Source organism: Microbacterium sp. ZW T2_14 (genome assembly GCF_044987405.1).
Taxonomy (GTDB): Bacteria; Actinomycetota; Actinomycetes; order Actinomycetales; family Microbacteriaceae; genus Microbacterium.
The window spans coordinates 1-13,667 of sequence record NZ_JBJDRK010000003.1; the positions used below are offsets into that span (position 1 = coordinate 1).

Annotated in this window: 15 protein-coding genes; 5 read left to right on the forward strand and 10 right to left on the reverse strand. The window is 69.6% G+C overall.

The window, feature by feature from the left end; translation table 11 throughout:
- From ACI3KY_RS01620 to rpsP, 4 genes are all read right to left on the reverse strand, one after another.
- Window positions 1-2,317: molybdopterin oxidoreductase family protein (locus tag ACI3KY_RS01620; protein WP_404928465.1), on the reverse strand; the 2,317-nt coding region annotated here is incomplete at its 3' end.
- A 100-nt stretch (window positions 2,318-2,417) separates the two neighbouring features.
- Window positions 2,418-3,059: a ribosome maturation factor RimM gene (rimM, locus tag ACI3KY_RS01625; protein WP_404928584.1), complete on the reverse strand. Its 642-nt coding sequence runs from the start codon at window positions 3,057-3,059 to the stop codon at window positions 2,418-2,420.
- 49 nt (window positions 3,060-3,108) lie between these two features.
- Window positions 3,109-3,339 (reverse strand): RNA-binding protein, encoded by a 231-nt coding sequence (locus tag ACI3KY_RS01630; protein WP_194415196.1) that lies wholly within the window; start codon window positions 3,337-3,339, stop codon window positions 3,109-3,111.
- Between the two features lie 4 nt (window positions 3,340-3,343).
- The gene (gene rpsP / locus ACI3KY_RS01635; RefSeq protein WP_194415195.1) at window positions 3,344-3,745 is read right to left on the reverse strand and encodes a 30S ribosomal protein S16; all 402 of its coding nucleotides are present in this window, start codon (window positions 3,743-3,745) and stop codon (window positions 3,344-3,346) included.
- Window positions 3,746-4,028: 283 nt separating this feature from the next.
- Between rpsP and ACI3KY_RS01640 the strand changes: the two genes are divergently transcribed.
- From ACI3KY_RS01640 to ACI3KY_RS01650, 3 genes are all read left to right on the forward strand, one after another.
- Entirely contained in the window at window positions 4,029-4,562 is a 534-nt protein-coding gene (locus tag ACI3KY_RS01640; protein ID WP_404928466.1) for an RNA polymerase sigma factor, read from the forward strand.
- The gene (locus ACI3KY_RS01645; RefSeq protein WP_404928467.1) at window positions 4,559-5,209 is read left to right on the forward strand and encodes a hypothetical protein; all 651 of its coding nucleotides are present in this window, start codon (window positions 4,559-4,561) and stop codon (window positions 5,207-5,209) included. The genes ACI3KY_RS01640 and ACI3KY_RS01645 overlap by 4 nt, the downstream gene beginning before the upstream one ends.
- Before the next feature lie 95 nt (window positions 5,210-5,304).
- On the forward strand, window positions 5,305-6,468 hold the full coding sequence (locus ACI3KY_RS01650) for a glutamate--cysteine ligase (RefSeq protein WP_404928468.1): 1,164 nt from the start codon (window positions 5,305-5,307) through the stop codon (window positions 6,466-6,468).
- A 58-nt stretch (window positions 6,469-6,526) separates the two neighbouring features.
- Here the strand turns inward: ACI3KY_RS01650 and ffh are convergent, their stop codons facing one another.
- The 4 genes from ffh to ACI3KY_RS01670 form a co-directional block, all read right to left on the reverse strand.
- Entirely contained in the window at window positions 6,527-8,092 is a 1,566-nt protein-coding gene (gene ffh / locus ACI3KY_RS01655; protein WP_404928469.1) for a signal recognition particle protein, read from the reverse strand.
- 51 nt (window positions 8,093-8,143) lie between these two features.
- Window positions 8,144-8,641, reverse strand: coding sequence for an RNA polymerase sigma factor (locus tag ACI3KY_RS01660; protein ID WP_404928470.1), 498 nt, complete (start codon window positions 8,639-8,641; stop codon window positions 8,144-8,146).
- Complete coding sequence (locus tag ACI3KY_RS01665; RefSeq protein ID WP_404928471.1) at window positions 8,638-9,306, reverse strand: hypothetical protein; 669 nt, start codon at window positions 9,304-9,306, stop codon at window positions 8,638-8,640. The genes ACI3KY_RS01660 and ACI3KY_RS01665 overlap by 4 nt, the downstream gene beginning before the upstream one ends.
- Before the next feature lie 69 nt (window positions 9,307-9,375).
- Window positions 9,376-10,371 carry a TetR family transcriptional regulator gene (locus ACI3KY_RS01670; protein WP_404928472.1) on the reverse strand — a complete coding sequence of 332 codons (996 nt, stop codon included), beginning with the start codon at window positions 10,369-10,371 and terminating at the stop codon, window positions 9,376-9,378.
- A gap of 122 nt (window positions 10,372-10,493) precedes the next feature.
- Here ACI3KY_RS01670 and lipB point away from each other — a divergent pair, with 122 nt between their 5' ends.
- Window positions 10,494-11,144, forward strand: coding sequence for a lipoyl(octanoyl) transferase LipB (gene lipB / locus ACI3KY_RS01675; RefSeq protein WP_404928585.1), 651 nt, complete (start codon window positions 10,494-10,496; stop codon window positions 11,142-11,144).
- Window positions 11,141-12,187: a lipoyl synthase gene (gene lipA, locus ACI3KY_RS01680; RefSeq protein ID WP_404928473.1), complete on the forward strand. Its 1,047-nt coding sequence runs from the start codon at window positions 11,141-11,143 to the stop codon at window positions 12,185-12,187. The genes lipB and lipA overlap by 4 nt, the downstream gene beginning before the upstream one ends.
- Window positions 12,188-12,211: 24 nt before the next feature.
- Here the strand turns inward: lipA and ACI3KY_RS01685 are convergent, their stop codons facing one another.
- On the reverse strand, window positions 12,212-12,712 hold the full coding sequence (locus ACI3KY_RS01685; RefSeq protein ID WP_194415190.1) for a DUF2004 domain-containing protein: 501 nt from the start codon (window positions 12,710-12,712) through the stop codon (window positions 12,212-12,214).
- An 81-nt stretch (window positions 12,713-12,793) separates the two neighbouring features.
- A complete protein-coding gene (gene ftsY / locus ACI3KY_RS01690) occupies window positions 12,794-13,666 on the reverse strand; it encodes a signal recognition particle-docking protein FtsY (RefSeq protein ID WP_404928474.1) in 873 nt (290 codons plus the stop codon).
- Window position 13,667: the final 1 nt, after the last annotated feature.

The window sequence follows — 13,667 nt, forward strand, 5'->3', positions numbered from 1 at the left end:
CCGGGCCCTCGCCGGGGGCGAGCACCGCCGAGCGCACCGCCGAGAGGAAGCCGGCGAGGTAGGCGCCCTCGAGATCGTTGAGCGACGGCGGCGCGAGATCGACCCCCGCAGCGGACAGCGCCTCGTCGGCCGAACCGGTGGCCGCACCGGCGGGCGGCGGGCCCACTCGGCGCAGTGTCACCGCGGCGAACTTGAACTCGGGCTGGGCCGACAGCGGATCGACCGCGTCGTTGGTCACCGCGTTGACCGTCACATACTCGCCGTGCTCGTCGTTCCAGTGGAACGGCGCGAACAGGCCGCCGGGCTGCACGCGGTCGGTCAGCACCGCCGGTACGACGAAGCGGCCACGGCGCGAGGCGACCTCGACGAGGTCGCCCTCGGCGATCTCCTGGCGCTCGGCATCCACGGGGTGCACCTCGACGAACGGGCCGGGGTGCAGCTTCGCCAGCTTCGCGACGCGGCCCGTCTTCGTGAGGGTGTGCCAGTGGTGGGGAAGCCGGCCCGTGTTGAGCACCCACGGGTAGTCGTCGTCGGGCAGCTCGGCAGGCGGCAGGTGCGGGCGGGCGAGGAACTGCGCACGGCGCGAGGGCGTCGCGAAGGCGAGGCGCGGCACCGTGCCGTCGTCCTGGACGTGCAGCGACTGGCTGATCCCGTCGTTGAGATAGCGGATCGGATGCCGCGTCGCGGCGTCGTCCGGCGGCGCGGGCCATTGCACCGGGGTCTCGCGCAGCCGCTCGTACGTGACGCCGCGCAGGTCCCACCCGGTCTGCGGATTCCAGAACCGGCGGATCTCGTCGAAGACCTCGTCGCTCGAGGAGAAGTCGAACCCGGCGAACCCCATCGCGCGCGCCACCTGGCAGATGATGAGCCAATCAGGCTGGGCCTCTCCCGGGGCAGGCAGCACGTCGCGCACCAGCGTGAGCGTGCGATCGCTGTTGACCGTGACGCCGTCCGCCTCCACCCACAGCGTGGCGGGCAGCAGGATGTCGGCGTACGCGGTGGTCGCGGTCTCGGTGTAGACGTCCTGGGCGATGACGAGCTCGGCGTTCTCGAGCGCCTCGATCACCGTCTTGCGGTTCGCGACCGACGCGACGGGGTTGCTGCAGACGATCCACACCGCCTTGATCTCGCCCTCGGCGGCGCGGCGGAACATGTCGATGGTGCCGGCGCCGGATTCAGCGCGGATCGACCCGGGCTCGAGGCCCCAGACGTCTTCCACGAAGGCGCGGTCCGCTGGGCTGAACACGGCGCGCTGGCCCGGCAGACCGGGCCCCATGTAGCCCATCTCGCGCCCGCCCATCGCGTTGGGCTGACCGGTCAGCGAGAACGGCCCGCTACCCGGCCGGCAGATGGCGCCGGTGGCGAGATGGAGGTTGCAGATCGCGTTGGTCGACCACGTTCCGTGCGTGGACTGGTTGAGGCCCATCGTCCACAGCGTCATCCACTCGTCGGCCTCGCCGATCCAGCGGGCGGCGGTGCGGATGTCATCCTCGGCGAGTCCGGTGAGCTCCGCGACGCGGGCAGGCGGGTACTCGGCGAGCACCTCCGACATGTGCTCCCAGCCCTCGGTGTGGGCGGCGATGAACTCCTCATCGATGTCGCCCGCCTCCACTAGGAGGTGCAGGAGTCCGTTGAGAAGCGCCAGGTCGGTTCCCGGGGCGATCTGCAGGAAGAGATCGGCACGGTCGGCGGTCGTGGTCCGGCGGGGGTCGACGACGATCAGCTTGGCGCCCTGCTTGAGGCGGTCCGCCATCCGCAGGAACAGGATCGGATGGCAGTCGGCCGTGTTCGAGCCGATGACGAAGAAGAGGTCGGCGTGGTCGAAGTCCTCGTACGAACCGGGCGGTCCGTCCGCGCCGAGCGACTGCTTGTAGCCCGTCCCGGCCGACGCCATGCAGAGGCGGGAGTTCGACTCGATGTGGATGCCCCGGAGGGCGCCCTTCACGAGCTTGTTCGAGAGGTACTGCGCCTCCATGCTCATCTGCCCCGACACGTACATCGCTATGGCATCAGGCCCGTGCTCGTCGAGGATCGCGCGCAGGCGGGCCGCGGCATCCGTCACCGCATCCGCCAGCGCCACCGGCTCGGCCGGCTCGCCCCGCGCGGGACGCACATGCGCGGACGCCATGCGGCCGGGCGCGTGCATGAGCTCCGCGTGGGTGGCGCCCTTGGTGCACAGGCGCCCCGCGTTCGTGGGGTGGGAGCGGTCGCCCGCCACCTTGATGGCGAGCGGATGCCCCGCCCCGGCATCGGAGGTCGTCACCGAGATACCGCAGCCGACGCCGCAGTAGGAGCACACGGTGCGTACTTCGCCCATGCCTCGATGATCCGGGACGGACGTTCCGGGACGTTTCCCGCCGTGTTACCCGCAGATCACATCTGCTGCACGGGGGCCGCAGGCGCTGCGTGAGACCGTGTCAGTCGGTGGTGTCGGGGGTGCCGGACGTCGGCGCTTCAGCGCTCTGGTCGGCGTCGTCGGAGCTGTCGTCGGTGTCCTCGGAGCTGTCGTCGGACAGCTCCTCGAACAGCCCTGCGGGCGGGGTCACGATGACGCGGCCGCCGGCAACGTCGACCTCCGGCACGATCGCCTTGACGAAGGGCACCAGCACTTCCTCGTCGCGCACCTTGACGATCAGCAGATCCTGCGCCGGCATGTGGTCGACGCGGGCGACCTTGCCGATGACCTGGCCGTCGCGCACGACGTCGAGACCCACGAGCTGATGGTCGAACCAGGCGTCATCCTCGGTGGGCGTGGCCTCGAGATCCTGATCGACCCAGAGGATCGCACGGAGGAGCTCCTCGGCCGCTTCGCGATCGTCGACACCGTCGAAGAAGGCGACGGGGTGGCTGTTCATCCAGCGGAACTCGCGCACCGTGAGCGGCTTGCCGTGCCACGGCGACGACTCCGGGACCTGCAGGGTGAACGTGGCACCGGGGACGAAACGCCCCTCGGGATCGTCCGTGTACAGCTCGAGCTTGATGGCGCCCTTGAGTCCATGCGCCTTGACGAGGCGACCGACCCGCAGCTGCGTCTTGCCTGTCGGGGGAACGGCGTTCACGGGCTTGCGGGCGTCTGCGCCCGATCCCGCGGTGTTCTCGTCCGACACCTCAGTCGTCCGCGACGTCGACGCGCACCCGGCGTCCGTCGGCGAGAGCGGCGATGAGGGTGCGCAGGGCTTTGGCCGTGCGGCCGCCGCGCCCGATCACGCGACCCCGGTCCTCGGGGTGGACGTGCACTTCGAGCACGTCACCCCGGGGCGACGTGGACGAGTCGATGCGGACGTCGTCCGGGTGATCGACGATCCCCTTGACGACGTGTTCGAGCGCGGCGGCGAGCAACGGATTACTCTGCGGACTCGGCGGCGGCCTCGTCGGCAGGAGCCTCGGCCTTCTTCTCCGCCTTCGGCTTGACGACCGACTTCTTCGAGGAGTCGATCTCGAACGCGGGCTTCTCCTCGCGGGTCTTCACCGTGGAGACCGCGTCCTTGTCGCCCTTGAACTTGCCCCAGTCGCCGGTGAGCTTCAGCAGCGCGGTGACCTGCTCGGTCGGCTGCGCACCGACGCTCAGCCAGTACTGTGCACGCTCGGAGTCGACCTCGATGAACGAGGGCTCCTCGGTGGGGTGGTACTTGCCGATCTCTTCGATGACACGGCCGTCGCGCTTGGTGCGCGAGTCGGCCACGACGATGCGGTAGTAGGGCGCACGGATCTTGCCGAGGCGCTTGAGACGAATCTTGACAGCCACGATTCTCCTGAATGTGTGGAAAGTGAACGAACTGGTCGCCTGGGGAGTGGGGTGCACACCCGGCGGAAGCTCAGAAGGAGGACCGCCACGCCGGATAGAGGGTCGAGCGGGTGGTCCAGCCCTCTATTCTGCCAGATGACGGCGTGCGCCGCGAACCAGTCGGGTTCCCGAGCACCGCGCGGCGGAGCCGCCGGCCGCTTACCCGGAGACGGATGACGACGCGTGCGGCCGGTTCCTTCGAAGGCCGTGTGAACCATTCAGGCCCGAACGGACATTACAGGGTATGAACGATGACGACGCCGCCGATTGGAGGGCGCTCCTCGAGGGCGACTCCCTCGGCCTCGCGCGGCTGTTCGACCGTCACGAAGCACGGCTGTTCCGCCACGCCGTTCGGCTGCTCACCGCTCGGGAGGACGCCAAGGATGCGGTGACGATCGCGTTCTTCGAACTGTGGCGGCGACGCACCGCGGTGCGTCTGGTCGACGGGTCGCCGTTGCCCTGGCTGCTCAACACCGTGTCGAACACGGCGCGCAACCTCGAACGTTCTGCGCGCCGCTATCGGGTTCTTCTCGGACGCGCGCGCGACTCTGAGCCCGTCGCCGAAGTCCGGGCCGGCGATGAGACCGGCGTCCTGGCGGCGCTGCGTCGACTGCCCGAGAAGGAGCAGAGCGTCGTGGTGCTGACGATCATGCAGGGCTTTCCCGAGCACGAGGCCGCGACCGCGCTGGGCATCCCGATCGGGACCGTCAAGTCCCGGCTCTCGCGTGCGAAGGCACGGCTGCGCAGCGAGCTCGCGGGGATGGAGACGGCGCAATGAACGATGAGCTCACACCTCGCGAGCACGACGACATGAGGGACGTGCTGATCGCCGGCGCGCAGCGGATCCGGCCCGCAGGGTCGACTCGTACCCGCTGGGCAGCAGGGCTCGCCATGGTGCTCGTCGCCGGAACGATCGCCGCTGTCACATCGACCGCTTTCTACAGCGGGCGTCAGACCGACCCCGCTGCCGACCCGACTCCGACACCCACGTTGACCGAAGAGGTTCAGCCGACCCCGATACCGGGACCCGGCGAGGTGGTCCAGGTGCCCACCGGCGGCACGGTGACCCGGCTGCCTGCCGTCCTTGCGCCCGCCCCCGGGGCCTTCCTGACACTGCCACCGGACCCGGTGCTGACGGTGCGGGTACTTCTCGGAGCGGGCGCCTGGTTGGACGAGAACGGCATCGACTCCGGATCAGCGCAGGGATACCAGAGCGTCGGGGAGATACATCCCTGGACTGCGGAACGGCAGGACGGAAGCGGCCGGTGCCTTCTCATCAGGGCGAACTACGGCGGCGGGGGCTGGTCGGACGTCGTCTGCGAGGTGGACGGCGTGCCTCCCTCAGTGGTGCGTGAGGTCGACGGGCAGGGTCTGGTCTTCACGATCGGGGACGACGGCGTGGATGTCTACGCCGTACCTCGATGAACGGCAGTCGCGGCTGAGGTCCGGCGCGCGTGCGCGCGTGACAACGCGCGTTGCGAACCGGCCGGGTCGCGGCATCCGCATGCCAGACTGTGCCCATGACGGTGCCCTTCGCGACATCCGCCCGCTCGTCCGTCGGCATGGAGTGGGAGCTCATGCTCGCCGACACCGCGACGGGAGACCTCATCCCCCGTGCTCCCGACCTGCTCGCCGCACTCGAGGAACGCTCGAGTCTCGAGCGCTACACCGTCACCGGCGAACTGCTGACGAACACCGTCGAGGTGACGAGCGGCATCGGCGACACGGTCGCATCGGCCGTCGACGACATCGCCGACGCGATCGCGGAGTTACGCACCTTCACCGATCCCCACGGCATCGACCTGCTGTGCGCGGGCAGCCACCCGTTCGCCCAGTGGTACGACCAGAGCGTCACCGACAAGACCCGCTATCACAAGCTCATCGAGCGCACGCAGTGGTGGGGACGCAACATGATGATCTGGGGCATCCACATCCACGTGGGCGTCGAGGACGTCAACAAGGTCTTCCCCATCATCAATGCCCTCGCCGTGTACCTGCCCCACCTGCAGGCACTGTCGGCATCGAGCCCGTTCTGGGCGGGTGAGCGCACCGGCTATGCGTCCAACCGTGCCCTGGTCTTCCAGCAGCTGCCCACCGCCGGTCTGCCCTGGCCGCTGCAGGACTGGAGCGAGTTCGAGGGCTACCTCGACGACATGGTGGGAACGGGCGTCATGGAGGATGCGACCGAGGTGCGCTGGGACATCCGCCCGGCGCCCCGGTGGGGCACGATCGAGGTGCGTGCGTGCGACGGCATGTCGACGCTTCCCGAGCTCGCGGCGGTCTCCGCGCTGGTGCAGGTGCTGGTGGAGTACTTCTCGCGCCGGCTCGACGAGGGCCTTCCCCTCCAGACGATCCAGCCCTGGTTCATCCGCGAGAACAAGTGGCGCGCGGCGCGCTACGGTCTCGACGCGCGCGTCATCGTCGATCACCGCGGCACGCAGCGACTCGTCTCGGAGCACCTGCGCGAAACGCTGGCAGAGGTGGCGGACATCGCCGTGGAGCTCAAGTGCTCCCGCGAGCTCGCCGGGATCGAATCGATCCTGAGCGGCGGCGCGAGCTACTCGCGCCAGCTCGCGGTCGCGGATGCGGCAGACGGCGACCTGCGCGAGGTCGTCCGGCACCTGGTCGGCGAGTTCCGCTCCGGCCCGACACTGCGCGAGCACCTCGCGGCGCTCGGCCACTGACCCTGACAGCTGCGGAGCGACGGATGCCGCGGCCCGCGGCACCTGGTGGGCGCCGTCGTCAGCCGCGACCCAGCATCTTCTGCAGTTCGGCGAGGTCCGCCTCGGTCGGCGCGCCCTTCGCGCCGCCGCCGCCCAGCCCGAAGCCCGAGCCCGTGGGCGCCTGCGCGGCTTCGGTGAGGGCACCCGCGTTCTCGGCCGCGCGCTTGGCCGGGTTGCCCGAACGGGAGCCCTTCGCCTTCTGCTGCTTGCCGCGCTTGGACGAGGCGCCCGGCCGGCCTGCGCCGGGGATCGGGCCCATGCCGGGGATGTTGGGGACGCCACCGCGGGCGACCGTCTTCATCATCTTGGCCGCCTGGTCGAACCGCTGCACGAGCTGGTTGACGTCGGTCACCGTCATGCCCGAGCCGCGCGCGATGCGCAGCCGCCGAGAGCCGTTGAGCAGCTTCGTGTTGCGACGCTCGGCCGGGGTCATCGAGCGGATGATCGCCTCGGTGCGGTCGATCTCGCGCTCATCGAAGTCGTCGAGCTGCTGCTTCATCGAGCCCATGCCCGGCAGCATCCCGAGCATCTTCTTCATCGAGCCCATCTTGCGCATCTGCTGCATCTGGACGAGGAAGTCTTCGAGGGTGAACTGCTCGGTCGCGAGCTTCTCCGCGACCTTGAGCGCCTCTTCCTCGTCGAACGCCTGCTGCGCCTGCTCGATGAGGGTGAGGATGTCACCGAGGTCGAGGATGCGCGACGCCATGCGGTCCGGGTGGAACGCCTCGAGGTCGTCGAGTCCCTCGCCGGTGGACGCGAAGATGATGGGGCGGCCGGTGACAGAGGCCACCGAGAGGGCCGCACCACCGCGAGCGTCGCCGTCGAGCTTCGACAGCACGACGCCGGTGAAGTCGACGCCGTCCTGGAACGCCTTCGCCGTGTTGACGGCATCCTGTCCGATCATCGCGTCGATGACGAACAGCACCTCGTCGGGATCCGTCGCCTTGCGGATGTCGGCGGCCTGCTTCATGAGCTCGGCGTCGACGCCGAGGCGGCCGGCGGTGTCGATGATGACGACGTCGTGCTGCTGGCGGCGCGCGACCTCGACTCCGTCCTTCGCGACCTTGACCGGGTCGCCGGTGCCGTTGCCGGGCTCGGGAGCGTAGATGGCGGCGCCCGCGCGTTCGGCGACGACCTGCAGCTGGTTGACGGCGTTGGGGCGCTGGAGGTCGGCGGCGACGAGGAGCGGCGTGTGGCCGTCCTTCTCGAGCATCCTGGCGAGCTTGCCGGCGAAGGTCGTCTTACCGGAGCCCTGCAGACCGGCGAGCATGATCACCGTCGGCGGGTTCTTGGCGAACTGCAGCCGGCGCTGCTCGCCGCCCAGGATCGCCACGAGCTCCTCGTTGACGATCTGCACGACCTGCTGCGCCGGGTTCAGCGCCTTGCTCACCTCGTCGCCGAGGGCGCGCTCGCGCACCTTGGCGGTGAACTCCTTGACGACGGGCAGCGCCACGTCGGCGTCGAGCAGGGCGCGCCGGATCTCGCGGACGGTGCCGTCGACATCCGCGGGCGTGAGCTGCCCCTTCTTGCGGAGGTTGCGGAAGGTCTCGGTGAGCCGGTCGGAGAGGGTGCCGAAAGTCGCCATGATTCCCCGATTCTACGCGAGCGGATGCCGCGTGCCGCCGCTCCCCTGTTCTCATCCGGCCACGTCGACCCGGAGCACCGAGCGGAGCGCCTCCTTCGCCTTCGCGTACCGCCCGCGAGCGGTGGATGCCGGGATGCCGAGCACCTCGGCCGCCTCCGCGAGCGAGAACCTCTCCCAGTGGACGAGCCGCACGAGCTCGGCGAGATCGGGGTCGAGCCGTGCGATGGCGTCGCGGACCTCGGTACCCTCGTCGGCGGCCGGAGACGCGGCATCCGTTCCCGCCTGCCCGCGGATCCGATCGGCGAGCGCCCACCGCCGCCGCTCGCCCCGCGCGTGATTGAGGAGCGTCTTGCGGGCGATGCCGAACAGCCACATCCGCGCCCTCTCGGGATCGGAGGGCAGGTCGTCGACGCGACGCCAGGCGACGACCATCGTCTCGCCGAGAAGGTCGGGGGCATCGTCGAGGCCGGCGCGCCGCTGCAGATACGCAAGGAGATCTGCGGATGCCGCACCCAGCGTCGCGGTGAGATGCGCGTCGTCCCGCGTCACGAGCCGGCACCGGGGACGTAGGGCTCGCCGTCCTCGTCGAAGCACTGGATCTGGCCGCTGCGCGTGCTGTCGGCGAAGCGCGCGTCGTCGCGAGCGATACCGCGCGTCTCGAGCTCCTCACTCTCGAGATCGGAGACGACCAGATCCCAGAGAAGCCACTCCGTCGCCCACCGTCGATGCTGGGCCTCCTCGGGCGGAAGCGACTCCCATGTCTCACCCGGCTCGAGCATCAGAGTCATGTCGAAGTCGTGGTCCCGGATCGTCTGATCGAGGTGCGCCTTCGCGGCGGCCGGCACATCGGTGGTGCGGTACCAGTCTTCGAGGATCGCGTTCGCCTGGCCGACGAAGATCGGATCGGCACCACCTGCGAACGGAGAGAACCGCAGCTCGCAAGCGAACCCGCTGTCCATCGTGAACGACACCGCGCCCAGCGGATCCTGCGCCCATGGCGCCCACGGGAAACCGTCCGTCGCCGTGGCGACACCCGCACCGCCGATCAGCACCGCCGCGAGCGCGCCGGCCGCGATCCCCACCCGACGTCGTCGCCGTCGGCGCGGCACCTCGCGGGCTGCGGCAGCCACCATGGCGCGCAGCGCGGCATCGTCGGCCGTGCGGGTGACCGGCGCAGAGCGATCGAGCAGCTCGTCGAGCGGATCGGGGGTCATGGTGCCTCCAGTGTCGAGGGTGTTCTACCCCGTACCTGTCCACCAGACGGCGATGCGTCCACCACGGTGCTATTCCGTGGGGTCGAGCTCCTGGAAGAGCGTGAGCTGCAGGCCCGCGGGACCGCGCAGGCGCGCGTTGCGGGAGTTCCACGGTGTCACGCGCGCGGATGCCTCGATCTCGGCGCCGCCCTCATCGAGGCGTGCGACCGCGGCGTCGGTGTCGGCGACCTCGAGAGCCAGCCGGATGCGGTCGCTCGGTGCGTCGCCGTCGGTCTCGACCCGGTCGATGAACTCGACCTGCGCGGGATTGGCGATCTCGAGCGTCGCGCGGCCGGCGTCGAGGATCGCGACCCGCGCGCCGCCCTCGGCCTCGTAGGCCTCCGCCTGCGGCATGCCGACGACATCGCGATAGAACGCCAGCGTCTGCTCGAAGGCCGAGGCCTGCACCACCACGCGCAACTGGGCCACCTCCCCCACCGGGCCGTCAGACGACATCGGCGCCGCCGCATCTGCCGCGAGCGACAGGAAACGCGACAACGATGTGCGTCCGGCGCCGTCGTGCGCCCAGGCTTCGATCGCAGCGAGGACGGCACCGCCCCACGCGGCCCCTGCGACCTCGGCACTCAGGCGGTCGGCGCCGCCGCGCACCAAGCGTGACGACACCGCGCGCGCCACGCGTGCTCTTCGCAGCGCCGCGTCGCGCTCGTACTCCGCCTCGAGGCCCATCGCGACGGCGTTGACGATGCCGAGCGCGAGGCTGTCGGGCGCGAAGGAATCGGCGACGGCGAGGGTCTCGCGGCGGACGACGGCCGCGGCATCCGTTCCGCCATCACTCGACAACCGCTGCTCGAACACCGCGAGGCGCTCGTCGAGGCCGGACCACAGGACGTCGGACTTCGACGAGAAGTAGTTGAAGAAGCTCGAACGGCTGACGCCGGCGCGGCTCGCGATGTCGATGATCGAGGTCTGCTCGTAGCCCTGCTCGAGGAAGAGCTCGCACGCCGCTTCGGCGATGGTCTCGCGGGAGGACGCCTTGGGCCGTCCTGCGCGGGGCTCGGTGGACATGAAGCCACCTTAGAGCCGGCCGGCCTGCGACACGAAGGCATTGCGGTGCGACAGGGCCGGCGCAGATCGCCACCGAGGTATGTATTGTTGGACGCGGTTCATCAATCGCCACGAGCGAACGACTGAGGAGTGCGATGCTCGACATCCAGACCGTCGGCCTATCCCCCGACTACGTGCCGTACCTCGATGGCTGGGCGCTGCAGCGCAGCATCCACGCCGATGTCGTGGCCGATACGCGCCCCGACACTCTCCTGCTGCTCGAGCACGAGCCGGTGTACACAGCGGGCGCACGAACCGCCAGACACGAGCGGCCGACGGACGGCACGCCCGTGGTGGATGTCGATCGGGGCGGCAAGATCACCTGGCACGGACCCGGTCAGCTCGTGGGCTACCCCATCGTGCGGCTTCGCGAGCCGGTGGACGTCGTCGCCCATGTGCGGCGGATCGAGCACCTCCTGATCGACGTTCTGCGCCGGTTCGACATCGAGGGCTACCGCGTCGAGGGCCGCAGCGGCGTCTGGGTGCGCCGCCCGCTCGGCGAAGACAAGGTCGCGGCGATCGGCGTGCGCGTCCAGCGGGGCGTGACCATGCACGGATTCGCGCTCAACTGCGACAACTCCCTCGCCGGCTTCCGCGGCATCATCCCCTGTGGGATCACGGATGCCGGAGTCACGACGATCAGCGAGGTCGCAGGCGCCGAGATCGCCCCCCGGGATGTCGTCGACACGGTGAGCCACGTGTTCACCGAGGACTTCGCGGCGGTGCCCGCATGAGCGCCTGCGGCACCGGCGGCACGACCGGCCAGGACGCCGGCGCCGCTCCGGCATCAGGCCCCGACGGACGCAAGCTCCTGCGCCTCGAGGTGCGCAACGCGCAGACGCCCATCGAGCGCAAGCCCGAGTGGATCAAGACCAAGGCCAAGATGGGTCCCGAGTATCAGGCGCTGCACTCCCTCGTGAAGAGCGAAGAGCTGCATACCGTCTGCCAGGAAGCCGGCTGCCCGAACATCTACGAGTGCTGGGAGGACCGCGAGGCCACGTTCCTCATCGGGGGGTCCCAGTGCACCCGCCGCTGCGACTTCTGCCAGATCGACACCGGCAAGCCGGCCGACTACGACACCGATGAGCCTCGTCGCGTCGCCGACAGCGTCGTGCGCATGAACCTGCGCTACGCGACGGTGACCGGTGTCGCCCGCGACGACCTGGCCGACGGCGGAGCGTGGCTGCACGCCGAGACGGTGCGGCAGATCCACGCCATGAATCCCGGCACGGGCGTGGAGATCCTCGCGACCGACTTCAACGGCGACCCTGCCCTGCTGGGCGAGGTGTTCGACAGCCGCCCCGAGGTCTTCGCGCACAACGTCGAGACCGTGCCCCGCATCTTCAAGCGGATCCGGCCGGCCTTCCGCTACGAGCGCTCGCTCGACGTCCTGACCCAGGCCCGGGACGCCGGACTCATCACCAAGTCGAACCTCATCCTGGGCATGGGTGAAGAGCCCGAAGAGGTCGTGCAGGCGCTGGAAGACCTCCACGCGGCCGGCACCGACATCATCACGATCACGCAGTACCTCCGGCCGTCACCCCGTCACCTTCCCGTCGCCCGCTGGGTGAAGCCGCAGGAGTTCGTCGAGTTCAAGGACGAGGCGGAGCGCATCGGCTTCCTCGGCGTGCTCGCGGGACCGCTCGTGCGCTCGTCGTACCGCGCAGGACGTCTGTGGGCGCAGTCGATGCTGTCCAAGGGCCGCGACATCCCGGCGCATCTCGCGCACATCGCGGAGGACGTGCACGTCGACCGCGGCTTCGCGCAGGCCGTCTGATCCGCGGCGGTCTGACGGTGGCGGTCAGTCTGCGCTCGTCACCGACAGCACCGCGCCACCCGAGTCGAGGTTGACGAGCAGCACATCGTCGGTCGCGTCGGGGTCGAGCGCGTATTCCAGCACGGCGAAGGGGTCCGAGCCGCCGTGCTCATCAGCGAGGATCGTCATGCTCATGAGCTGCAGGGAGCGGATCACATCGATCTGGATGTCTCCGGAGATGTCGACGAGCGTGTCTTCGAGCGCCTCCCCCAGCGCCTCCTGCTGCTGCAGGATGTACTCGGTCACCTCGCTGGTGCGATCGTTCAGTTCGTCGACCATCGAATTGCGGGCACTCCGGTCGATGTCTTCGAGCGACGCGATGAGCGCGGCCGCCACGTCGAGCGCCGCTTCCGACACATCGTCCTGGTCGGGCGCCGTCAGGTCGACGGTGACCGACTGGTCGCCCAACTCCACGTTCTCCGACCAGAAGATCGATCCGTCAGGCCCCGATTCGAGGAGTCCGAAGTAGTCGTGCTCGATCGCCATTCCCCCATGAAACCGCACGGAGCGCGTCGGCGATAGCCCGAACACGGCATGGCGCGGATTCGGTCCGCCGCGGCGGCGGAATCAGTCCACGAGGGATGCCGCGAACACGTGCGGCGTGAAGCCGGTGAGGTCGCCGATGCCCTCGCCCTGACCCAGCAGCTTCACCGGAATCCCGGTGCGCTCCTGCACGGCCAGAACGAATCCACCCTTGGCGGAGCCGTCGAGCTTCGTCAGCACGAGCCCGGTCACGCCGGCATGCTCGAGGAACGCCTGCGCCTGCATGACCCCGTTCTGCCCGGTGGTCGCATCGAGCACCAGCAGCACCTCGCTGATCGGCGCCTGCTTCTCGATGACGCGGCGGATCTTGCTGAGCTCGTCCATCAGGCCGCCCTTGGTGTGCAGGCGCCCCGCCGTGTCCACCAGCACGATCTCGGTGCCGGTGCTCTTGGCGTACTCGATGGTCTGAAAGGCGACGGATGCCGGATCCTGGCCCTCCTGCTGGGGGCGCACGATCGCGGCCCCGCCTCGCTCGGCCCAGGTCGCCAGCTGGTCGACCGCCGCGGCCCGGAAGGTGTCGGCCGCGCCGACGACGACCGATCGCCCGTAGCGCTGCAGGAACTTCGCGAACTTGCCGATCGTCGTGGTCTTGCCGACCCCGTTCACACCGACGACCAGCACGACGGCCGGCCGCTCCGTGAGGCGCAGAGTGGTGTCGAACTTCGCGAAGTGCTCCTCCAGCGTCTCCTTGAGCATCCGCTGGAGGTCGCGCGGGTCGGTCGTGCGGTACCGCTCGACCTTGGCGCGCAGCTCATCGATGATGCGCTCGGTGATGTCCGGGCCGAAGTCCGCCGTCAGCAGCGCGGTCTCGAGGTCGTCCCAGGTGGTCTCGTCGATCGTGGGCTTGACGAACATGCCGCGCAGCGCGCGGCCGAGCGACCAGGAGCTCTCTGCCATC